A 21484-nucleotide genomic window follows, 5' to 3' on the forward strand; every position below is an offset into this window, starting at 1 on the left:
GAACCGGGTGGGCTGAGCCGTCAATGCACGAGGATGCGCAATTCGTGGCAGGCTCTGGCATGGAACAAGAACCGTCCGTGTGGGAACTGCTCCTGCTGTTCGTCGTCATCGGTGGCTCCGTCACCCTCGCGGGAGGGGCCGTGGTGCTGTCCGTGGTCGGGCTCACCGTCTGGGGGCGCCACCTTCTGCGCAGGCGGCGGGAGGCCGCGTCGACGTCCGGAGAACCACCCACTTCCCTGAAGGGGGACTCATGAGTGCCAACTCGGCCCCGGCGCGGCTCGCGACGCCCGTCGGCGCGCAGGTCTGCCCGGTCGGTCCGGTCGTCGACATCGTGTTCAGCCGCTGGACCACGCCGATCCTCTGGACGCTCCACGAGTACGGCCGGATGCGGTTCGTGGAGCTGCAGCGCGGTATCGCCGGCATCACGCCCAAGGTGCTGACGCAGCGGCTGCGGCAGCTGGAACGGGACGGCCTGGTGGTGCGCACGTACTACCCCGAGGTGCCGCCGCGCGCGGAGTACGAGATCAGTGAACTGGGGCGCAGCCTGGGGCCGTTGTTCGCCACGCTCGCCCAGTGGTCCACGGAGAACCTGGACAAGGTGGAGCGGGCCCGGACGGACTTCGACGACGGCGGGGAGCGTTGATGAGCACCTTCCGCATCGGCGGCGAGATCGAGGTGCGCCGGATCGGGTTCGGGGCGATGCGCCTGGCGACCGAGGCCGGGGCGGCCAGGGAGGCCTCCATCGCGGTGGCCCGGCGGGCCGTCGAGCTGGGCGTCACGCTGATCGACACGGCGTACATGTACGGATGGGGCGCCAACGAGGAGCTGCTGGTCGAGGCGCTGCATCCCTACCCGGACGACCTGCTCATCGCGACCAAGGTCGCCATCGAGCGGACGAACCCGGGCGAGGAAGCAGCGGTCAACGGGCGGCCGGAGTTCCTGCGCGAGCAGGTCGAGCAGGCCCTGCGCAGGCTTCGCGTCGAGCGGATCGGGCTGCTCCAGATGCACCGCCTCGACCCGAAGGTGCCGCTCGCCGACCAGCTCGGCACCCTGCGGGAGTTCCAACTCGACGGCAGGATCGGCCACATCGGACTGTCCGAGGTCACCGTCGACGAACTCGACGAGGCGCGGCGGATCGTCGACGTGGCGAGCGTGCAGAACCGCTACAGCCTGCTCGACCGTGAGCACGAGGCCGTGCTCGACGCCTGTGACGCGGCGGGGATCGCCTTCCTGCCCTGGCGGCCGGTCCATCCGGCGGCCTCGACCGCGACCGCCGAGATCGCGGCCGTGGCGGCCGAACTCGACGCCACCGCCGCGCAGGTCGCCCTGGCCTGGCTGCTCGAGCGCTCACCGGTCGTGCTGCCGATCCCGGGCACCGCCTCGCTCGACCACCTGGCGGAGAACGTCGCCGCGGCGAGCCTGCGGCTGAGCGCCGAGCAGCGCGAGCGTCTGGACCGGTTCACGCCTCCCACTGCCGGATGAGCCGGGTCAGCGCCTGCGCCGCGGCACTGGTGTAGGCGCTGTCGCGGCGCAGGAGCACCACCGTGCGGGCGGGCAGTGCGGGGGTGAGCGGGACGGGGTGCAGGTGAGTGTTGTCGCGGGTGAGGGCGTCGGGCAGGACCGTGGCAAGGTCGGTGCGGTGGACGATCTCCGTCAGGGCGTTGATCGAGTTGGCCTCCACGGTGATGCGCGGCTGGATGTGGTGGGCTTTGAGGTAGGCGTCGATGTGGCCGCGGGTGGCGAAGTCGCCGCTGAGCAGGGCCAGCTCGAGCCCATCTGCCATCTCCCGCACCGGCAGCGCCCGGTCGCGTCCGGTGTGCGGATGGCTCGGGCCGACGACGAGGCCGAGGGTCTCGGTGAACAGGGCCGTCGCGGTGATGCCGGGCAGGTGGTGGTCCGCGCCGAAGGCGATCCCCAGGTCGAGTTCGTCGGCGAGCAGCGCGGCTTCGATGCCGTCCTGGTTCATCTCGCGTACGTCGAGGCTGATCGCGGGATGGCGGGCGTGGAACTGGGCGACGAGCGGCCCGATGAGGTAGGCGGTGAACGTCGGGGTCATCGCCAGACGCAGATGACCGCGGGTCAGGTCCTGTACGTCGAGCACGGCACGCTCGGCTGCGGCGAGGTCGCGCAGGGCGCGGCGCGCGTAGGGGACGTAGGCCTCACCGGCGTCGGTCAGGCGCACGCCGCGGCCGGTGCGGTCCAGGAGCTGGACGCCCAGTGACTTCTCCAGCTGCTTGATCTGCTGGGAGAGGGTCGGCTGGGAGATGCGCAGGTCTTCGGCGGCGCGGGTGAAGTTGCCGTGTTCGGAGACGGCGAGCAGATAGCGCAGGTGGCGCAGTTCCAGGGCCATGCCCCCAACTATAGATGGCATCGATGACAGGCATGGCAAATACGTCTTGGACACTATAGATCCAGGTCATGCAGGGTGGATCTCGTCAGCCCCACCGGGGCCGACGCCACCGAAGGGAGTGACCATGCAGGACCTCACCGAGGGGGTCGCGCGATTCCGGCGCGACGTCTTTCCGGCGAAGGCGGACCTCTTCACCCACCTCGCGGACAGCCACCGGCCGACGACGCTCTTCATCAGCTGCTCCGACGCCCGCGTGGTGCCGGAGCTGCTCACCCAGAGCGAGCCGGGCGAGCTGTTCGTCGTCCGGACCGCCGGCAATCTCGTGCCCGCCCACACGCCGGGGCCGGACGGCGTCGCGGCGAGCATCGAGTACGCCGTCGCCGTCCTGGGAGTGTCGGACGTCGTCGTCTGCGGGCACTCCGCCTGCGGGGCGATGACCGCCCTCGCTCAGCGGCACGACCTGGACGCCCTGCCGGCCGTCGCCGACTGGCTGCGCCACGCGGACGCCTCCTTGGCCCGTGCCACCGGTGAGGGCGGTACGGAAGAGCTGGACGTCCTCGTACGTGAGAACGTGCGCGCCCAGCTGGCGAACCTCGCCACCCACCCCTCGGTGGCCCACGCCCTGCGCAGGGGCACGCTCACGCTGCACGGCTGGGTCTACGACATCCCCACCGGCACGGTCGAGGTGCTCGACTCCGCCGCCCGCGCCGCCTGAGCACCACGCGACATCCCACCCCAACCCCACCCCACCCTTCACGTAAGGAAGTCTTCTCATGCCGCACGCCCAGTTCGCCCCCGCCGCCCGCCAGGCCCTGGCCGTCACCGCCGTCGAGGCCAAGGTGCGAAAGGACCTGTCCTGGCAGCGGATAGCCGACGTCACCGGCTACTCGGTCGCCTTCGTCACCGCCGCCGTACTCGGTCAGCACGCCCTGCCGGAGCCGGCCGCGCAGGCCGTCGCGGAGCTCCTGGGGCTGGACGCCGACGCGGCGACGCTCCTCCAGACCATTCCCACGCGCGGCACCATCCCCGGCTCCGTCCCCACCGACCCGACCATCTACCGCTTCTACGAGATGCTCCAGGTCTACGGAACCACCCTCAAGGCCCTGGTCCACGAGGAGTTCGGCGACGGCATCATCAGCGCGATCAACTTCAAGCTGGACGTGAAGAAGGTCGCCGACCCCGAGGGCGGCGAGCGCGCCGTCATCACCCTGGACGGCAAGTACCTGCCGACCAAGCCCTTCTGATCCGCCCCGCCCTCGGCTCAGGCTGTCGGGCGGTCGATCCGGTAGAGGTAGTGGGCGCGGTCGTCGATGGGGTTGTCGGGTTCCAGCGACACCTCGGCGACCCGCCGCAGGCCCGCCTTCTCCAGGGTGCGCCAGGACGCGCGATTGTCCGCATGCACGGGGACGATGACCGCACTGGCCTCGGGGTGATCGGTCCAGGTGGCTCGGATGATCGACTGGATCATGCGCGTGCCGAGCCCCTGGCCGACGCGCGACGGATCTCCGATGAGGTAGTCGATGGACATGGCCCCCCGGGGAATCTCCGCCTGGTCGGCCAACTGGTCGACGTCCTCGGGATAGTCGGCGAAGCGGTAGCGCTGCACGAGGCCGAACGGTTCGCCGTCGAGCAGCATGAGCAGATCCTGCGACGCCTCCTCCCCGCGGGCCGCCGGGCCGAAGTCGCGTACCACCGCCTCGGGTGAGGTCTCGTGGTTCCACCAGCGCGCGACGTGCGGCTGCTCCAGCCACCGCCGCAGCAGGGGGAAGTCCGTTTCGGCGAGTCGACGCCAACTCATCATCGGGGCACCTCGGTCAGCGGAACCAGGGGGAGCGGAGGGACGGCAAGCTGCGTCCATTGTCCCTCTCGCCGCGGATTCGACCTCGCCGCGGACTCAACCCCCGTACGTGGCCTCGGACTCGCCGAGCACCGCGGCGAAGTCGGCGGCGAGCGGCGCCGTGTCCGCCACCTGAAGCATGGCCGTGGTGATCCGCACGGCGGTGGGTGCGGCGATGCGGAAGCGCGAGCCCGCGGCCACCCACCAGCCCCGCGAGCGCAGCCCGTTGACCACCGCGGACTCGTCGTGCACCGGCACCCACACGTTCATCCCGCTCGCCCCGCGCGCCGCGATCCCGCGCCGCGCCAGCTCGCCGATCAGCGCCTGACGCCGCTCGGTATAGGCATCCTCGGCCCGCGCCACCAGCGCCCGCGCGGCGGGATCGGTCATCGTGCGCTCGACCGTCTCCTGCAGTACGTGACTGACCCACCCCGACGTGAGCAGCATCCGCCCCTCGTGCCGGGCCAGCGTGGTGGCGTCGCACGCCAGGGCCGCCCACCGCAGGTCGATGCCCAGATGCTTGGACACGGTCCGCACCTGGGCCCAGCGTTCGAGCCCGCCGGCGGCCAGCGTGTGCGAGGGCGCCCCCGCGATGTCCGCGTTGTGATCGTCCTCGACGACCAGCACCTCCGGGTAGCCGCCGAGGACTTCGAGCAGGGCGTCGCGCCGCGCCTCGGAGAAGCAGCCGCCCACGGGGTTCTGCCCCCGCGGGCTGCACACCACGGCCCTGGCCCCGGCCCGCAGCGCACCGCGCAGCGCCTCCGGTCGGATGCCCTCGTCGTCCACCGCCACCGGCACCATGCGCAGCCCCAACGCCGGTACCAGGTCCAGGAGATGGTGGAACCCCGGGTCCTCCACGGCCACCGCGTCGCCCGGTTTCAGCTCCACGGACAGCAGCCGCGCCATGCAGTCCAGCGCCCCGTGCGCGAAGGTCACCCGGGCGTCCGGCACCCCGTCCCGCGCGAACCACCGCCTGGCCAGTTCCTCAAGCCCCGCCCGGCGCGGCGAACCGCGGTGCGAACCGCTGACGGGGTCAACCCGCCCGGGCGGCAGGAGCACCGGAAGCAGCGCCGGGTCCGGATGCCCGCCCGCCAGGTCGCGCACCCCCTGCGGCACCTTGGGCGGTCGGCGCGCGCCGACCGCCGGGGCCTGTGCCACCACCGTCCCGCCGCGCCCGCGCGTCACCACGATGCCGCGCTGCCGGAGCTCCTTGTAGGCCGTCGCGACCGTCCCCGCGCTGATCCCGAGATCGTCGGCGAGCCTGCGCACCGGGGGCAGCGCGTCGCCCGGCGCCAAGCCGCCCTCGGCCACGGCCTGTTCGACCGAGGAGGTAATGCCCTTGGCGGTCGTACCACTGATCGCATATTGTGCTGCCACGTAAGCAAGTCTGTACCAGTACAAATGCGGGAGTCAAGCCGGACGTCGCCAAGTCCCGCCGCAAGCCAGCAGTCACATCGCAAGCCAAGGGGGAGTGGTGAGCCTCAGTCGTGGGCGGGCCGCGCTGTACGCACGCATACCAGGGGGCATCGACGGCCGCCGCATGCTCTGGATCGCTCTGATCAACAAGGCGGGCACCGGCCTCTGGATGGGGGCGGCGGCCCTCTACTTCACCTTGGTCACCGGGCTCTCCGTCACCGAGGTCGGCGTGCTCATGGGTGTCTCGGGGGCCGTCGGCATCGCCGGCGCCCCGCTCGCGGGCCACCTCGCCGACCGCTTCCCCGTCACGCGCGTCCTCATCGGCGCCCAACTCCAGCAGGCCGTCGCCCTGTTGGCGCTGCTGACCACGGACAACTTCTCGCTGCTCCTGCTGTACTCGGCCGTCAGCAGCCTCGCCGACCGCGGCGCCAACGTCCTCACCAAGCTGTACGCCGCCCGCATCGCGGGCCCGGACCGCACCAAGTACCAAGCCGTGCAGCGCTCCGTCTCCAACGCGGGCTGGGCCATCGGCGGTCTGGCCGGAGCTTCGGCCCTGGCCGTCGGCACCACCCACGCCTACCAGGCCCTGCTCGTCGGCAACGTGATCAGCTTCCTCGTCGCCGCGGTGTTCACCCTGCGCTGCACCGAACCGCCGTCCCCCTCCCGGGTGGTCACCGGTTCCACGGGCCCCGCCGTCCCCGCCCGGTCGTCCAGCCCCTGGCGCGACCGCCCCTATCTGCTGTTCACCGCCACCGAGGCGGCGCTCTTCCTCGACGACGCGGTCCTCCAGGTCGGCATGCCCCTGTGGATCGTCCACGCCACCGACGCCCCGCACGGTCTCGCGCCGCTGCTCATGGTCCTCAACTGCGTGCTCGTCGTCTGCTGCCAGGTCCCGCTCTCCCGCTTCGGGAGTACGCCGAGCAAGGCCCGCGGGCTCCTGGTGCCCCTGGCCGCCTGCTTCGTCGTCGGCTGCGCCGCCATGACCGCCTCGGTGGCGGGCGGCACCTGGACTGCCGTGGCCGCCCTCAGCTGCGCGGCGATCGCGTTCACCTTCGCGGAGATACTGCACGCCATCGTGTCCTGGGAGCTGTCCATCGCGCTGGCCCCCGACGACGCCCAGGGGGCCTATCTCGGGGTGCACGGTCTGTCCTCGTCCGCCCAGCGCAGCGGAGGGCCGCTCCTGGTCACCGCCGTGATCGCCGCCGGACCCCTCGCCTGGCCGCTGCTCGGCGCGGGCGTCATCGCGACGGTCGCGGCGCAGAGCCGACTCGTACGCAGGAGGCTGCACCGGCCGGACGGCTCCGCGCAGGCACGCGGTGCGCTGAGCGGGCGCGGCGGGCGTGCGTGAACCCGTCCGTGACGGCGTCCGGCCCGCCACGGTCGTGTGGCGGGCCGGACTTTGTGGCGGGCCGGACTTGAGGAGGCCTTCGGTTCGCCGGTCCGGGGGTCCGGGCGTCCGGTTCCTCGGGTCTCAGCGGCCGATGCGGATGCGGTGCGCCTTGTCCTGGCCCTCGGGGCCGGTGCCGGACTTGTCGACCACGAAGGCCGTGCCGCCCGTCACCTGGACGTGGTTGGGGTTGGCGCCGGTGGCCAGGGTCTCCACGACGGTGCCCTTGGCGGGGTCGACGACCGTGACGGTGCCGGGGGTCCGGTTGGCGACCAGGACGTTGCCCGAGCGCCGGTCGGTGGCGACGGACAGGGCGCCCGCGCCGGTCGGCACGGACTTCGTCACGACGCCCTTTTTGAGGTCGACGACCGAGAGGCCGCCTGCGGCCTGGTCGGCGGTGTAGGCGGTGCGGCCGTTCTTGGACAGCGCGATGGAGATCGGGCCGTCGCCGGTCGGGATCAGGCGGGGGCTCTCGCTTTTCCGGGTGATCTCGATGATCCGGTCGCCGTTGAGGTCGGCGGCGTAGGCGGTGCCGGTCCGCTCGTTCACGGCGAGGCCGGTCGGGCTCGATCCCTCGACCGTGACGCGCTTCTTCTCCTTGAAGGTGCGGGTGTCGAAGGCGACGACGGTGCCGTCGCCGAAGCTGCTGGCCCACGCCGTGTTGTGCTTGGCGTCCACGATGACCTCACGGGCGTGGTTCACGCCGGGCAGCGAGGCGAGGTGCTTGCCGGTGCGCTGGTCGTAGACGGCGACGGAGTTGTCGCGGGTGTTCGTCGTCCAGACGGTGTTGTGCTCGTCGTCGACGGCGACCCCGTAGACGGCCTCGACGGCGCCGGTCTCGGCGTTGGTGACCGGAGGCGTGTACGTGTCCTTCACCTTCAGCGTGCGGGGGTCGACCTTCAGCAGGCTGGAGTTGGTGACGGGCGGCCGGCCCACCGCCGCGGTGGCCCACAGCACGTTGTTCCGCTCGGAGTACGCGGACTGGTAGAGCCCCTTCACGAGCGGCGCGGACTCGACGGTCGAGCCGGACGCTTTGCCGGTGGTCTGGCCGGGCTGCGCGGAAGCGGTACCGGTCAGGGCCAGCGCGCTGCCCGCGGCGAGGGCCACGGCGACTGCGGCGGTACGGCGGATGCGGCAGGTGAGTGAGGTCATGCTGCGTCAATCTCCTTGACTGAGGCGCCTCCAGGAGAGGCGATCACTCGATAACTTAGCTTAGCCTAACCTAAGTCACACGCCTTTCATTGTGTGGCGCCCGCCACATGCGACCCCGCATCACCTAGGGGAAACGCTAGGGCAAACCCCCATCTCCATAGGTCAGTTGGGAGGATGCGGCGGCCGTACGCGATCGGCGAGGCTCTTCCCATGACGAAGATCAAGCGAAACGCGGCCCTGCTCGCCGCCTCCGCGGCCGTCCTCAGCCTCACCGCGCCACTGGCCGCGACGGCCTCGACTCCAGCCGCCTCCGACACTCCTCCCGCCAAGGCCGAGCCCCTCGACTGGCAGCCGTGCGAGGGCGGCGGCATCGACCCCCGTCAGGAGTGCGCGACCGTCAAAGTCCCCCTGGACTACGCCGACCCGCGGGGCAAGCAGATCGGCATCGCCGTCTCGCGCATCCCCAGTGAGAACCCCGCGGCACGCCGCGGCGCACTGCTCCTGATCCCCGGCGGTCCCGGCGGCTCCGGCATCGACAACCCTTCGGGCAAGGGCCAGAAGCTCCCGCAGGCGGTCCGTGACGCCTACGACCTGATCGGCTTCGACCCCCGCGGTCTCGGCCGCTCGACGCCGGTCAGCTGCGGCCTCGACCACGCAGACCTCGCCACTTCGAGGCTGCGTCCCTGGCCCGCCGCCGACGGTTCCATCACCGAGAACATGAGCGCCGCCCAGCGGTTGTCGGACGCCTGCGCACGCAACGGCGGCGAGCTCCTCCGCCACATCAGCACCGCCAACGAGGCCCGCGACCTGGACCGTGTCCGGGCGGCGCTGGGCGAGCGGAAGATCTCCGCTTGGGGCGTCTCCTACGGAACGTACGTCGGGGCCGTCTACAGCCAGCTCTTCCCGCACCGCACCGACCGCGTGGTCCTGGACAGCAATGACGACCCCGACCCCACGCGCGTCTCGCGGGCCTGGCTCGCCGGGCACGAGCAGGGGGTCGAGGACACCTTCCCGGAGTTCGCCAAGTGGGCCTCGAAGCCCGGCAATCCGAACCGCCTGGCCAAGACGGCGGCCGAGGTGCGCCCACTCTTCCTGCGCCTGGCCGCCGAACTCGACCGCGAGCCGATCCCGTGGCCCGGCGCCAACCCCGAGGAGCTCAACGGCAACGTCCTGCGCCAGACCATGCTGAACGCGCTCGACGACCCCGACGACTTCACCGGCCTGGCCGAACTGATGCGGGCCGCCCGGAAGGGCACGGTCCCGCCCGTGCCGCAGGCACCGCCCGCGCAGGTGCTGCAGAACGCCGTCGCGGTGGGCTCCGCGGTCCTCTGCAACGACATCGAGTGGCCCAGGTCGGCCGGCGCGTACGCGAAGGAGGTCGCAGCGAGCCGCTCCAAGTACCCCCTGACCGCCGGGATGCCGAGGAACGCGATGCTGTGCGCGGCCTGGCCGTACCGGCCGAAGGAGGCTCCGGTGCGGATCACCGACAGCGGCCCGTCCAACATCCTCCTCGTCCAGAACGAGCGTGACCCGGTGGCCCCGATCGCCGGCGCCCTCAACCTCCGCAAGGCCCTGGGCAAGCGGGCCATCATGGTGACGCTCGACTCGACCGGCCACGACGCGTATCTCGACAACGGCAACGCGTGCGGCGACCGGACCGTCTCGCACTACCTGGCGACGGGGGAGCGGCCCGCTCGGGACACCTACTGCGCGTAGGGGCGGCAGGCCAGGAGCTCGGCGGTGTCGAGAAAGGGCCGTCCGAGCTCCTCCGCCCCGAAGTCGAGCACATAGAGCCCGGTGGACACCCGCTCAAGGAAGCCCCACTCCCAGATCGCCTCCTCGTCCACCCCGGTCCGGTCCGCGAGCAGAGCGCAGTACGAGCGGACCAGCCCGCCGGCCGCGGCCCCGTCCCCCCCTTCAACTCCGCGCACCAGTCACGGAGTACGACCCCCAGGTCGTACGCGCGCTCGGCGAGGAACCCGTCGGGATCCACGAAGACGAAGCCCGCTTCCGCACCTTCGCGCGGGGTGGGGGCCCGCAACGTGTTGCCGGGATGCGGGTCACCGTGCGCGACGACGCAACGGTCGGGGTCGAACGCGGCGGCACGACGCCCGGCAAACACCAGCGCCAGGCTCACGACCCGCTCCGAACAGGGCCGCCCAAGGCTCTCCCACAGCCGCCCGACCGTCTCACCCAGGACGCTGGCCTTCTCCGGTCCCGGATCGACGGCACGGGGCACCGACCAGGCCCGCCGGAGCATGGCGCACAGCGTCTCGATCTGCTGCCGAGGGGCCGGCCCCGGCCGGTCCATCGAAGGCCCGAGCGCCTCCTGAAGCATCGCGTGACGTCCGAGATCGTAGGCGAACAGCTGCGCATAGCCCCGCCCCCGCGCGAGGCGAAGGGTCCGCACCTGCCCCGCGAAGTCCGCTGCGGGCAGCGAGAGCTTGAGCACCGCGTCCCGACCGTCGCGGGTCCGCGCCCGCGCCACGTAGGAGGAGGTACCACCGGGCAGCGGCTGCCCGACGGTGATGGACCAGCGCCGCTCCATTTCGCCGATGCGGGCGGGTAGTTCGGCCAGCCACTCTTGCCCTGCCGGTCCGAGGCTGTGGGCCTTCTGGCGTACGAGGGCGTTGGCGGCTACGGCAGCGGGTTCCCCCGGGCGGTGATCCACAGGTCGTACCACTCCTCGTGGGTGAGTTCCGGTTCGCGGGTTACGGCGTCGCGGCAGGCGAGGATGCGGGCGGGGCGGCTGGTGCCGATGACCGGGGTGATGGCTGCGGGGTGGCGTTGGAGCCACCACAGCAGGATGGTCTCCGGTGTCGTCCGCTTGCGGGCGGCGAGCGCGGTGACCAGCTGGGCGGTCGGGGAGTCGCCGCCGCCGGTGTAGCGGCCCCGGGCGAGGGCTCCCCAGGCCTGCAGTTGGATGCCGTTGGTCGTGCAGTATTCGAGCGTTCCGTGCGGGAAGCCGCTGCCGGCCGCGGCGGGTGTGTTCACCAGCACGCCGCCCTCGACCCAGTCACGCCTCTCCAGGCTCATCTCCAGCTGGTTGGCCACCAGCGGTACGTCGAGGTGCGTCTGTAGGTGCGCGATCTGCGCGGCGCTCATGTTCGACACGCCGAACCGGCGGACCAGGCCCTGTCCGTGCAGCGATGCCAGCGCCTTCGCGATCTCCTCCGGGCCGGTCAGCGGATCGGGCCGGTGCAGGAGCAGTACGTCGATCACGTCGGTGCGCAGGCGGGTGAGGCTCTCCTCGACGCGCTGGACGATGCTCGGCCCCCGCAGGTCGTACAGACCGGGCCGCTCACCGTCGGCGAGACGGATACCGCACTTGGTCTGCAGGACGATGCGCTCGCGCAGGCCCGGCGCCCTGGCGAGCACTTCGCCGAAGACCGCCTCGGACTTGCCGTGCCGGTAGATGTCGGCGTGGTCGAAGACCGTGATGCCGGCCTCCAGCGCGGCGTCCACCGCGGCCTCGGCCCCGGCGATGTCCTCGGCGGCGTACGGCCGGGTGTCCCAGGTGCCGCCGAGCCCCATGCACCCGTACAGCACACGGCTGGTGCGCACGTCGGTCTGCGATGCCATGTCTCCTCCTCCGTGTCGCTCCGTGATGGACTCGGCCATCGTCGCTCAGTTCCGCAGGGAATCGGCCAGCATTTCCGCGACGGCGAGCACGGGAAGCTGGGTGTTCGCCGCCGGGACCGTCGGCAGGACGGAGGCGTCCACGACCCGCAGGTTCGCCACGCCGCGCACGCGCGCCTCCCCGTCGACCACGGCGAGAGGGTCCTCGGGCCTCCCCATGGCGCAGGTGCCGACGGGGTGCCAGTACGTGCCCGCCCGGGCGCGGAGCTCCTCGTCCGGAAGGCTACGAGGGGAGTGCCCGTCGGCCGGGCCCGCCAGGGACTTCAGGGCTGTGGAGGCCGCCAGCTCCTCGACGATCGCCAGGCCTGCCCGCATGACCGCGATGTCGTGCCCCTCCGGATCGGTGAGGAACGCGGGGTCGATGTCCAGATCCTCGGTGGGATCGGCCGACCGCAGCCGGACCCGGCCGCGGGACGCGGGCTTCATGAGGAGTGCGGAGATGCCCGCCTCGTACTGGCCTAGCGGCAGCCTGCCGAACAGGGGCGGGCCCGCGGAGGGGTTGATGTGCAGGTCCCAGGAGCCTTCGGGGCAGCGCGGGCTCGCCGCCCTGATCAGCATCCGGTTGACGTACAGCTCGCCCGCTTCCTCCTTGGCGGCCAGGCTCGCGTTCAGGCCCCTCGTCGGGGTCAGCGGCACGAAGACGCCGGGCTGGTCGATCAGATGCGCGCCGACGCCGGGCAGGTCGATCTCGGGCCGGATGCCGGTCTCCGTGAGGTGGTCGGCGGGTCCGATGCCGCTGCGCATCAGCACGGCGGGCGACCCGAACGTGCCACTCGCCAACAGGTACGTGTCGCCGTGCACGGTCGTCCGGCGTCCGTCCACGGCGACGTCCACGCCGTGCACCCGGCCCGCCCGCACGGTCATCCGGTCCACGACGGCGCCGCCGATGATCGTGAGGTTCGGCCGCGGACGTGCCGCGTGCAGATAGGCGAAGGCCGCGTTCCAGCGCAGCCCGCCCACCGCGTTGAGCAGCGGGGTTCCGTAGCCGGGGCCGCCGCCCCGCGCGGCCATGTCCACTTCCCCGTAACCGAGTTCGCGGGCGCCGCTCAGCGCGGCACGGCTCCAGACGGAATGCTCATGGTCGGGCACCGGCCGCAGCTCCATCTGCTCCACGGCCCTGCGGCGGAAGGGCTCCATCGCGGAGGCCGTCCACCGCGGGCCGCCCGCCCCGGCCCATTCCGCGTGGTCGGCCTCCGACCCCCAGGTGTTCCAGCAGCCGTTGATGCACGAGGAGCCGCCGAGGATGCGGGCGCGGATGCGGTGGACGGGGGCGTGGCGCTCCCACACGTCGTCGCGCGGCAGCGCGCGGGCGTTCAGCACCTTCTGCGGCCAGGCCTGCCGTTCCGGTCCGTAGTCCTGGCCCGCCTCCAGCAGGCAGACCGTCCGCCCGGGGTCCTCGCTGAGGCGGGCCGCGAGGACGCAGCCCGCCACGCCGCCGCCGAGGATGACCACGTCGTAGCCTGCCCGGGCCGCCGCGCCGCTCATGCGCGTTCCTCGGTGCCGCCGTGCGACTTGGCGTCCTGAGCGAGGAGTTGCTCCCGGGAGATGACGTCGGCCCGCGTGGCCGGGACGGTGCACGCGTACGCGCCCGCGATCGCGCCGTAGCGGGCGCACCGCAGGGGTGACTCGCCCGCCAGCCAGCCGAAGAGGTAGCCCGACGCGAAGGCGTCACCGGCGCCGTTGGAGTCCACCACCGGTGCCGGGGGCGTGACGGTCGGTACGTGGGACAGCTCGCCGTCGACCAGGAGATGGGCCCCCTCGGCCCCGGCCGTCGCGACGACCACCTGCGCCCGGCCCCGCGCGGCGATCTGCCGCATGGTCTTCTCCGGGTCCGCCAGGGCCGCGGTCGACAGGAAGACGAGGTCGGCCTCGTAGGCGAAGGCCTCGTGGTACGGCTCGACTCCGTCCCAGTTGTGCAGGTCGGTCGAGACGCTCACCCCCGCCGCGCGCAGCGTGGGCAGGGTGAAGGCGCACGGGTAGGTGAGGGAGACATGGGCGTGCCTGCTCACCGCGGCGAGGGCCTCGACCGTCGCCGGAGGCAGCCGGTCCGCCTCCTGGGAGCGGCTGTCGTCGTACAGTGAGAGGCGCCGTCCGTCGGGGCCGACGAGGTTCACCGCGCGCTTGGTGCCGCCGGGCTGGAGCACCTCGGTGAGCGGGATGCCCCGCTCGCGGTGCAGTGCGCGTACGAGGTCGCCTTCGTGGTCGGCGCCGATCATGTCGAGGTGATGCGTGCGCAGGCCCAGGGCCTGCACGCCCATCGCCACGAAGTCACCGGTCTGCCCGGCCCGCATGTCGATCGCGGGCACCATGTAGCTGTCGGCGAAGGGGAGCGGCAGTTCGGGGACGTAGACGATCGAGTCGACACCCGCGCCGCCGAGCACCAGGACGTCGATCCCGCTCTCGGAGATCTCGTTCGCGGACTGGTTCTCAGGGGGCACAGGCGCTCCTCGGCCGGGTCTCTTCGCGGTGACGGATGGATTCCCCGCGCCTGCGGATCGCGTGCGGATCGCGCAGTTCGTGGGCGAGCAGCAGGCGGGCGAGCTCGGCGCGTCGCTGCTCGGGGGCGCCGCGCAGGGACGTGGCGAGCCGTTCGGCGGTGGCCTGGTCGATCGTGTCCTCGTGGGCGAGGAGCCGGGCCATGTCCGCATCGTTCTCGGCGGCAGGGGCGGCAGGAGTCGCCGGCTGCGGGGGGCTCGTGGCCCGGAGCAGCGGCTCGGCGGCCTCGGCCGGCAGGAGCGCCGCGTACCGGGGCAGGTCGGCATCGGCCGCGATCAGCAGCAGGTGCTTGGCCGTCAGTGCCGCCTCCGGGAAGGGCTCGCCGCCCGCGAGCGGGGCAAGGGTGTCGGGGGCGAGGCCGAGGACGCAGCCCGCGTACAGCAGTATCTGCCGGACGCGCGTGCTCTGGGGCGCGTCCGGCAGCAGCGTGGCCGTCCGCTCCAGGAACCCGGCGATCAGCGCGACGGACCCGGTGGTGTCCAGGGTCTGGCCGCCGCGGAAATAGCGCCCCAAGTACGCCTGCCACCAGGCGAGATGCACCTCGTAGAGCTGCGCGACGGTCTGTTCGTACGTGCTGCGGGGCAGCAGTCCCTGCGCGGTGAGTTCGTCGAGCAGGGGCACCAGCTCGCGGTAGACCAGGCGCATCCAGGTGTGCGGGGAGCGCTGGATCCCCCAGCAGTACTCGCCGGTGTGGTCGGCGAGCAGTTCGGCCAGGCTCAGCTCTCCGGCGATCAGTTCGGAGCTGATGCCGGAGGGGGTGACGTCGAAGCGGTAGAAGAGGTCGGAGGACGCGGGCGGCCGTGGGTCGGGCAGCTCGCGGTCGATGAACCGCTCAAGGTCCTCGAAGCCGTGCAGGAGTTCGCCGGAGGCGGGCGTGAGGCGGGGGTGCAGGGGGTTGACGAAGCGCGTCTTGATCTTGGAGATCTCCTCCGAGAGCGCCTGGTAGAGGAAGATCTTGTCGAAGCGGTAGCTGAAGGAGAGCCCGATGTAGGGGAAGACCGTGCAGCTGCGGCATTCGCTGCGCTGCCCCACCTCTTCGTCGCGTACGCGGCGGAACTCCTCGTCCTGCACCAGTTCCAGCAGATCGCGGTCCCAGGCCAGGGAGTTGTCGAAGGCGTGGTAGCAGGGCAGGACCAGGCGGCCGTCGGGACCGACGGTGAGGATGCGCTTGTTGGCGTAGCAGTCGGTGGGCGCGAGCGGGTCCAGGGCCTCCATGTACTTGCGGAAGTGCAGGTTGATCACCGTGAACGGCTGGTAGAGCAGGCGCATCAGCTCGGCGGTGATCGACTCGGAGCCGGTGGCCGGGGCTGGGACGGCGCGCGGCGCCGGTCCCGCGGTGAGCGGCTTGCCGTTCTGCTCGATCAGGGCGATCTTGAGCTTGCGCGCGGTCCGGTTGGTGTCGCGGACGGTGTCCTGCTCGTCGAAGTACTCGAACATCGTGGAGAAGTAGATGGTGACCCGGTTCTCCTGCGCGAAGCGCAGCAGGTCCGCCACCTCGTCCACGTTCTCCCGGGTGACCACGCAGATGAGCTTGAGGTTGCCCGCGTTGGTGGCGGCCACGCGCTGGATCACGTCGAGGGCGCGGTCCAGGGTGGGCACGCCGCGGATGGCGCGGTACCGGTCGGGCTTGAGGGTGTCCAGCGAGACGTTCATGGTGTCGACGTACGGCACGATCGCGTCGATGTGCTTGGCGAAGCGGATGCCGTTGCTGGTGATCTCGACCGCCATGCCGAGCGACTTGGCGTACTGGACGATCTCGTCGATGTGCGGGTGCAGGACGGGCTCGCCGCCGGTGAAGTCCACGTAGCGCACGCCGAGTTGGTGCAACTGGTCCAGGATCTCGCGGGCCCGGTCGGGGGTGAGCTCGTCGTAGCCCTTGAACTTGTCGTCCTGCCAGACGTTGCAGTACCCGCAGAGCGAGTTGCAGCGGAAGGTGATGTAGAAGCGGGCCGACTGCAGGGAGCTGGGCGGGGCTGTGGTGGCTGGTGCCGGGGTGGCTGTCACGGCCGTCTCTCCATCCATGCGGTGGGGTCGAGCGGGGGGCGGCTGCCGTGCCGCCCTGTCCTGGCCGGGATGCAGTCAAACACGTCCGTTGATCGCGATGGAAGAGTTTGTGCAATCTTTCATCGAGCTTGCGGTCCTTGTGGAGCGGGAGGATGCGGGCTTCCGCCTGGTCGCCGTTCAACTCGTGCTTCCCGTGGGGTAGTTCGTGCCCTTGGGGTGGGGTTGACCCTTCAAAGGGCGGCCTCTAGGGTCCGGTTGCAATTGCTTGCTGCAAGACGGCAAAGCGATGCAGGGGCGGTCCCGGGTGGTGCCGTGCGCGAGAGAACCGCACCCGCGCTCGCGTCGGCACCGACACCGGCACCTCGCCCCGGACCCTCATCCCCCCACTCCCCGAGGAGGACTTCGATGCACGGCCGTATGTCGAGATCCCGCAGGACCGTCGCCCTGACCGCCGCTCTGGTGGCCGGCGCGGCGGGCAGTCTCTACGTCGGAGCGCAGCAGCCGACGCAGGCGGCGCCCGCCCCGGTGACGGCGGAGAAGACCGCGGAGGCGAAGAAGCCGCCGAAGAAGCCGGGGAAGACGCCGCCCGGTGCGAAGGACGTCACGGCGGTGATGTTCGAGTGGAACTTCGACTCGATCGCCCGGGCCTGCACGGACACGCTGGGGCCGGCCGGCTACGGCTATGTGCAGACCTCGCCCCCGCAGGAGCGCCTCACCGGCCCGGCCTGGTGGACCGCCTATCAGCCCGTCAGCTACAAGATCTCCTCCCGCCTCGGCGACCGGAGCTCCTTCAAGAGCATGGTGGACACCTGTCACGACGCGGGCGTCAAGGTCGTCGCCGACTCGGTCATCAACCACATGACGAACGCCAAGGGCACCGGCTCGGGCGGCACGGAGTTCACCAAGTACGACTACCCCGGTGTGTACGCCAACGAGGACATGGACAACTGCCAGAGGGAGGTCAAGGACTACACGAAGCGCGAGGAGAGCCAGAACTGCGAACTCGGCGGCCTCGCGGATCTGGACACCGGCGAGGAGCACGTCCGCACGACCATCGCCGGATACCTCAACGACCTCCTGACCCTCGGCGTCGACGGCTTCCGCATCGACGCCGCCAAGCACATGCCCGAGGACGACCTCAAGGCGATCAAGTCGAAGCTCACCGACCCCGGCGTCTACTGGAAGCAGGAGACGCTGCCCGGCCCGGGAGAAGAGGTCCAGCCCGGCGAGTACGTCGGCACCGGCGACGTCCAGGAGTTCACCTACGCCTACCAGCTGAAGGGAGCCTTCGAGAGCGGCAACCTGGCCGGGCTGAAGAACGTCGCGGACGGCAAGCTGCCCTCCGCGTCCGCCGGGGTCTTCGTCGCCAACCACGACACCGAGCGGCAGGGCAACGTCCTCACCTACAAGCAGGGCGCCCCCTACACCCTGGCCCACGTCTTCATGCTGGCCTTCCCCTACGGCTCTCCGGACGTCCACTCCGGCTACGCGTTCACCAACAAGGACGACGGTCCGCCGAACAACAGCGAGGCCGACTGCTCCGGCGACGCCTGGGTGTGCCAGCACGCGCAGAAGAAGATCAGCGGCATGGTCGGCCTCCGCAACGCCGCGGGCGACGCCCAGGTCACCGACTGGTGGGACAACGGCGGCAGCGCCCTCGCCTTCGGACGGGGCAAGAAGGCCTTCGTCGCCATCAACGCGGGCGACGGCGAACTCAAGCAGGCCTTCCAGACCTCCCTGCCCGCCGGCAAGTACTGCGACGTGCAGTCCGGCAAGCGCGTCACCGTCGACGGCAGCGGCCGGGTGGCGGCGGCCGTCGCCGCGAAGAGCGCTCTGGCCCTCCACGTGAACGCCAAGAACTGCTCCGGCAAGAAGCACTGACCAACCATCAGGAGTACGGGGCCACAGCCCTGTTCCCATCCATCCGGTTGCCCGGCGCGTGCGGTGTCCTCCGTGCGCGCCGGGCAACCGGTGTTGTCCGCAACGACCCGAGGAGGACATACCGTGACACGCGCACGATTAAGATCCGTCGCCGCGCTGGCCCTGGCACCGCTGGCGGGGCTCCTGCCCGCTACCCCGGCGACGTCCGCGACGCACCATCCCGCGGCCACCGCGTCGTACCAGACCGCGACGCACACGGCCGCGCCCCCCGGCCTCCCGGCCCCGCCCTCCGACGCCGCACTGGCCGCCCAGCCGTCCCGGCACGACCTGACCCGCGAGCAGTTCTACCTGGTCATGCCCGACCGGTTCGCCAACGGTGACCCCGGCAACGACCGGGGAGGCCTGACCGGAGGACGTGACCGCACCGGTTTCGACCCCTCCGACCCGGCCTTCTTCCAAGGCGGTGACCTCAAGGGCCTCACCGGGAAGCTGGACTACATCAAGGGCCTGGGCACCACGGCGATCTGGATGACCCCGGTCTTCCAGAACATGCCGGCCCAGGAACGGGGCGGGAACACCGTCGGCAACTACCACGGCTACGCGATCACCGACTTCACCCGCGTCGACCCCCACTTCGGCACCGAGGAGGAGCTGGCCACCCTCATCGACAAGGCCCACGCCAAGGGCATGAAGGTCTTCTTCGACGTGGTGACCAACCACACCGCGGACACCATCGGCTTCGCCGAGAAGGAGACCGGCTACCGGTCCGAGGGCGCGCACCCCTATCTGGACACCGAGGGCCGCCCCTTCGACGACGACGCGGGCATGCGTCCGGTGGACGTCGACAGCTTCCCCTACACGCCGTACGTCGCGGACGCCGACCGGGACGCCAAGACGCCAGCCTGGCTCAACGACCCCACGATGTACCACAACCGCGGCGACTCCACCTTCGCCGGGGAGAGCGGCCTGAACGGCGACTTCATGGGCAACGACGACCTGTGGACCGAGCGCCCCGAAGTCGTCGAGGGCATGAAGCGCATCTACGAACGCTGGGTGAAGGACTTCGGCGTCGACGGATTCCGCGTGGACACCGCGAAGAACGTCAACATGGAGTTCTGGACCCAGTGGGCCCGGGCGCTCGACGCCTACGCGGCCGCACACGGCAAAAAGGACTTCTTCATCTTCGCCGAGGCCTTCTCCGCTGACCCCGCCATCACCGCGCCGTACATGACGCGGGGCGGACTCGACGCCACCCTGGACTTCCCCTTCCAGGCCATCGCCCGCAACTCCGCCTCGCGCGAGGGCGCCCCGCGCGACCTGTCGCGTCTCTTCGCACAGGACTACCGCTACACGACCGGCACGGCCAACGCCTATGAGCAGGTGACCTTCCTGGGCAGCCACGACATGGGCCGCATCGGCGGGTTCCTGGCCCGCGACAACCCCGGGGCGAGCGAGGCGGAACTGCTGCGCCGGCACCGCTTCGCCCAGGAGCTGATGATGTTCGCCCGTGGCAACCCCGTCGTGTACGCGGGCGACGAGCAGGGCTTCACCGGCAAGGGCGGCGACAACGCCGCACGCCAGCCCCTGTTCGCCTCCGACGCCGCGGCCTACCGGGACGACGACCAGCTCGGCACCGACCGCACCCATGCCGACGACGCGTACGACACGCGCCATCCGCTGTACCGCGCCATCGCCCGCCTCTCCAAGCTCACCCAGCGCCACCCCGCCCTGCGCGACGGTGTCTTCACCGAACGCCACGCCGGCCCGGCCGACGGGCCCGGGGTGTACGCCTACTCGCGCACCGACGCGCGAAAGCGCATCGAATACGTCGTCGCGCACAACAACGCCGACCGGGCCCGGACCGTACGGATCAAGACGGACTCCGCCCGCATGCACTTCGAGCCGCTGTACGGAACGGCCACCGCTGTCCGCAGTACGGTGGACAAGACGATCACGGTGACCGTTCCCGCGCTCTCGTCCCTGGTCCTGAAGGCCGGCGCACCCCTGCGCAAGCCCGGTTCGCCGCCCGTGGTCGCGCTGAGCGCCCCGGGAGAGGGCGCCACCGGCACGGTCGAGGTCTCCGCCACGCCCAGCGGCGGCGGCCTGAACCGCGTGGTCTTCGCCGCGCAGGTGGGGGACGCCCCCTGGCAGGTGCTCGGCACCGCCGACCACGCCCCCTACAAGGTCACCCAGCAGCTCGCGCCCACCGTGCCCGCGGGTACCGCGCTGCGCTACAAGGCGGTGGTCGTGGACAGCCGGGGCCGCACCGCGCACGCCCTGGCCACCAGCGGCGCGGGCCGCACACCGCCGCCCGTCCCGCCCGCCGTCGAACGCGCCTTCGCCGTCGTGCACTACCAACGGCCCGACGGCGACTACGACGGCTGGCGGCTGAGGACCGGCGCGGGCGGACAGGGCCCGGCCTTCACCGGCCGTGACGCCTTCGGGGCCTTCGCCTGGGTGAAGCTCGACCAGGACGCCGACTCCCTGTCGTACACCGTCGAGAAGGACGGCACCCCCGACGGACCCGAGCGCTCCGTCGACCTGACCCGCACCGGCGAGGTCTGGGTCACGCAGGGGCAGGAAGGCCAGAGCGAACAGCGGCCCGATGGGGCCTATCCGCCGGCGGACGACTCCACGGCGGTCCTGCACTACCACCGCCCGGACGGGAACTACGACGGCTGGGGCCTGCACGTGTGGGACGGGGCGGCCGACCCCTCCGACTGGGACGTACCCGTCGCACCGGTCCGCACCGACGCCTTCGGGCTCGTCTTCGAGGTGCCGCTGAAGCCCGGTGCGAAGAACTTGAGTTACGTCTTCCACAAGCGGGACGAGAAGGACGTCCCCGGCGACGAGTCCCTCGACCTCAAGCTCTTCGGCAGCGAGATCTGGCGGGTGGCGGGCGAGCCGGACCGTCTGACGCCCGCGCTCGGCGGCTCGCTGGGACTCGACCTGTCGGCGTCGCGGGTCCGGTGGCTCGACGAGCACACCGTCGCCTGGCCCAAGGGCGGCGCGGGCATCGCCGGCAGGCAGCTGGTCTACGCCCCCGAGGGCGGCATCACGCTGCGGGACGGGGCACTCTCCGACGAGGGCCACTGGCTGCGTCTGCGGCCCGCCGGGCCCGGCTCCGCGCAGCGGTACCGGGTGGCGGACGGCGAGGTCGTCCTCACCGTCGACCCCCGCGACCGCGACCGGATTCCCGACGCCCGGCGCGCCCGGCAGCTCCTGGCCACCGAGCGCGCCGACGGCGGAGCCCTGCTGGGCGCCGCGGGCGTGGACTGAGCGTCACCGGCCGAGAGCCACCTGGCCGGGAGGCACTCGGCTG

General features: G+C 71.5%; 16 protein-coding genes and 3 pseudogenes. 9 read left to right on the plus strand and 10 right to left on the minus strand.

Translation table 11 applies throughout. The annotated features are described in order from the left end of the window. Nucleotides 1-59 precede the first annotated feature (59 nt). From ACZ6ZP_RS24845 to ACZ6ZP_RS24855, 3 genes are read left to right on the plus strand one after another with little or no spacing between them, the layout of a single operon-like run. The gene (locus tag ACZ6ZP_RS24845; protein WP_361467386.1) at nucleotides 60-254 is read left to right on the plus strand and encodes a hypothetical protein; all 195 of its coding nucleotides are present in this window, start codon (nucleotides 60-62) and stop codon (nucleotides 252-254) included. Beyond that, complete coding sequence (locus ACZ6ZP_RS24850; protein ID WP_351169485.1) at nucleotides 251-643, plus strand: winged helix-turn-helix transcriptional regulator; 393 nt, start codon at nucleotides 251-253, stop codon at nucleotides 641-643. The genes ACZ6ZP_RS24845 and ACZ6ZP_RS24850 overlap by 4 nt, the downstream gene beginning before the upstream one ends. Then, entirely contained in the window at nucleotides 643-1482 is an 840-nt protein-coding gene (locus ACZ6ZP_RS24855; protein ID WP_351169482.1) for an aldo/keto reductase, read from the plus strand. The genes ACZ6ZP_RS24850 and ACZ6ZP_RS24855 overlap by 1 nt, the downstream gene beginning before the upstream one ends. On the opposite strand, the gene cynR is transcribed toward ACZ6ZP_RS24855, so the two are convergent. Next, nucleotides 1460-2350, minus strand: a complete 891-nt coding sequence (cynR, locus tag ACZ6ZP_RS24860; protein WP_351169479.1) for a transcriptional regulator CynR — start codon at nucleotides 2348-2350, stop codon at nucleotides 1460-1462. The genes ACZ6ZP_RS24855 and cynR overlap by 23 nt on opposite strands. Before the next feature lie 124 nt (nucleotides 2351-2474). Here cynR and ACZ6ZP_RS24865 point away from each other — a divergent pair, with 124 nt between their 5' ends. Both ACZ6ZP_RS24865 and cynS read left to right on the plus strand, forming a co-directional pair. Then, a complete protein-coding gene (locus ACZ6ZP_RS24865) occupies nucleotides 2475-3065 on the plus strand; it encodes a carbonic anhydrase (protein WP_361467394.1) in 591 nt (196 codons plus the stop codon). Nucleotides 3066-3123: 58 nt separating this feature from the next. Next, nucleotides 3124-3594, plus strand: coding sequence for a cyanase (cynS, locus tag ACZ6ZP_RS24870; RefSeq protein ID WP_469408435.1), 471 nt, complete (start codon nucleotides 3124-3126; stop codon nucleotides 3592-3594). A gap of 17 nt (nucleotides 3595-3611) precedes the next feature. Here the strand turns inward: cynS and ACZ6ZP_RS24875 are convergent, their stop codons facing one another. After that, nucleotides 3612-4148: a GNAT family N-acetyltransferase gene (locus ACZ6ZP_RS24875; protein WP_469408436.1), complete on the minus strand. Its 537-nt coding sequence runs from the start codon at nucleotides 4146-4148 to the stop codon at nucleotides 3612-3614. A gap of 96 nt (nucleotides 4149-4244) precedes the next feature. Continuing rightward, the gene (locus ACZ6ZP_RS24880) at nucleotides 4245-5564 is read right to left on the minus strand and encodes an aminotransferase class I/II-fold pyridoxal phosphate-dependent enzyme (protein ID WP_361467401.1); all 1320 of its coding nucleotides are present in this window, start codon (nucleotides 5562-5564) and stop codon (nucleotides 4245-4247) included. A gap of 97 nt (nucleotides 5565-5661) precedes the next feature. Here ACZ6ZP_RS24880 and ACZ6ZP_RS24885 point away from each other — a divergent pair, with 97 nt between their 5' ends. Then, nucleotides 5662-6951, plus strand: a complete 1290-nt coding sequence (locus ACZ6ZP_RS24885) for an MFS transporter (RefSeq protein WP_351169464.1) — start codon at nucleotides 5662-5664, stop codon at nucleotides 6949-6951. Nucleotides 6952-7074: 123 nt separating this feature from the next. On the opposite strand, the gene ACZ6ZP_RS24890 is transcribed toward ACZ6ZP_RS24885, so the two are convergent. Further along, a complete protein-coding gene (locus ACZ6ZP_RS24890; RefSeq protein ID WP_351169461.1) occupies nucleotides 7075-8142 on the minus strand; it encodes a YncE family protein in 1068 nt (355 codons plus the stop codon). Nucleotides 8143-8352: 210 nt separating this feature from the next. On the opposite strand from ACZ6ZP_RS24890, the gene ACZ6ZP_RS24895 reads away from it, so the two are divergent. Beyond that, a complete protein-coding gene (locus ACZ6ZP_RS24895; protein ID WP_351169458.1) occupies nucleotides 8353-9858 on the plus strand; it encodes an alpha/beta hydrolase in 1506 nt (501 codons plus the stop codon). On the opposite strand, the gene ACZ6ZP_RS24900 is transcribed toward ACZ6ZP_RS24895, so the two are convergent. The 6 genes and pseudogenes from ACZ6ZP_RS24900 to ACZ6ZP_RS24925 form a co-directional block, all read right to left on the minus strand. Then, complete coding sequence (locus tag ACZ6ZP_RS24900; protein ID WP_469408683.1) at nucleotides 9846-10073, minus strand: hypothetical protein; 228 nt, start codon at nucleotides 10071-10073, stop codon at nucleotides 9846-9848. The genes ACZ6ZP_RS24895 and ACZ6ZP_RS24900 overlap by 13 nt on opposite strands. Before the next feature lie 47 nt (nucleotides 10074-10120). Then, nucleotides 10121-10690: pseudogene (locus tag ACZ6ZP_RS24905) on the minus strand (phosphotransferase); the annotation flags it as partial. Between the two features lie 89 nt (nucleotides 10691-10779). After that, nucleotides 10780-11724, minus strand: coding sequence for an aldo/keto reductase (locus ACZ6ZP_RS24910; RefSeq protein WP_361467414.1), 945 nt, complete (start codon nucleotides 11722-11724; stop codon nucleotides 10780-10782). A gap of 45 nt (nucleotides 11725-11769) precedes the next feature. Continuing rightward, the gene (locus ACZ6ZP_RS24915) at nucleotides 11770-13266 is read right to left on the minus strand and encodes a GMC family oxidoreductase (protein WP_361467417.1); all 1497 of its coding nucleotides are present in this window, start codon (nucleotides 13264-13266) and stop codon (nucleotides 11770-11772) included. Continuing rightward, on the minus strand, nucleotides 13263-14219 hold the full coding sequence (locus ACZ6ZP_RS24920) for an adenosine kinase (protein ID WP_366464073.1): 957 nt from the start codon (nucleotides 14217-14219) through the stop codon (nucleotides 13263-13265). The genes ACZ6ZP_RS24915 and ACZ6ZP_RS24920 overlap by 4 nt, the downstream gene beginning before the upstream one ends. After that, nucleotides 14209-16281 carry a radical SAM protein gene (locus ACZ6ZP_RS24925; protein ID WP_366464074.1) on the minus strand — a complete coding sequence of 691 codons (2073 nt, stop codon included), beginning with the start codon at nucleotides 16279-16281 and terminating at the stop codon, nucleotides 14209-14211. Before ACZ6ZP_RS24925 ends, ACZ6ZP_RS24920 begins: the two co-directional genes overlap by 11 nt. A 405-nt stretch (nucleotides 16282-16686) precedes the next feature. Here ACZ6ZP_RS24925 and ACZ6ZP_RS24930 point away from each other — a divergent pair. Next, nucleotides 16687-18150 (plus strand): annotated as a pseudogene (locus ACZ6ZP_RS24930) (alpha-amylase); the annotation flags it as partial. A gap of 135 nt (nucleotides 18151-18285) precedes the next feature. Next, a pseudogene (locus ACZ6ZP_RS24935) lies at nucleotides 18286-21435 on the plus strand (alpha-amylase family glycosyl hydrolase); the annotation flags it as partial. Nucleotides 21436-21484 lie beyond the last annotated feature (49 nt).

The sequence above is a fragment of the Streptomyces sp. NPDC054047 genome (assembly GCF_055585065.1).

Coding starts and splice junctions, on each gene's coding strand:
- ACZ6ZP_RS24845 (WP_361467386.1), top strand. CDS start 60: ATGGAACAAGAACCGTCCGTGTGGGAACTGCTCCTGCTGTTCGTCGTC.
- ACZ6ZP_RS24850 (WP_351169485.1), top strand. CDS start 251: ATGAGTGCCAACTCGGCCCCGGCGCGGCTCGCGACGCCCGTCGGCGCG.
- ACZ6ZP_RS24855 (WP_351169482.1), top strand. CDS start 643: ATGAGCACCTTCCGCATCGGCGGCGAGATCGAGGTGCGCCGGATCGGG.
- cynR (WP_351169479.1), bottom strand. CDS start 2,350: ATGGCCCTGGAACTGCGCCACCTGCGCTATCTGCTCGCCGTCTCCGAA.
- ACZ6ZP_RS24865 (WP_361467394.1), top strand. CDS start 2,475: ATGCAGGACCTCACCGAGGGGGTCGCGCGATTCCGGCGCGACGTCTTT.
- cynS (WP_469408435.1), top strand. CDS start 3,124: ATGCCGCACGCCCAGTTCGCCCCCGCCGCCCGCCAGGCCCTGGCCGTC.
- ACZ6ZP_RS24875 (WP_469408436.1), bottom strand. CDS start 4,148: ATGAGTTGGCGTCGACTCGCCGAAACGGACTTCCCCCTGCTGCGGCGG.
- ACZ6ZP_RS24890 (WP_351169461.1), bottom strand. CDS start 8,142: ATGACCTCACTCACCTGCCGCATCCGCCGTACCGCCGCAGTCGCCGTG.
- ACZ6ZP_RS24895 (WP_351169458.1), top strand. CDS start 8,353: ATGACGAAGATCAAGCGAAACGCGGCCCTGCTCGCCGCCTCCGCGGCC.
- ACZ6ZP_RS24910 (WP_361467414.1), bottom strand. CDS start 11,724: ATGGCATCGCAGACCGACGTGCGCACCAGCCGTGTGCTGTACGGGTGC.
- ACZ6ZP_RS24915 (WP_361467417.1), bottom strand. CDS start 13,266: ATGAGCGGCGCGGCGGCCCGGGCAGGCTACGACGTGGTCATCCTCGGC.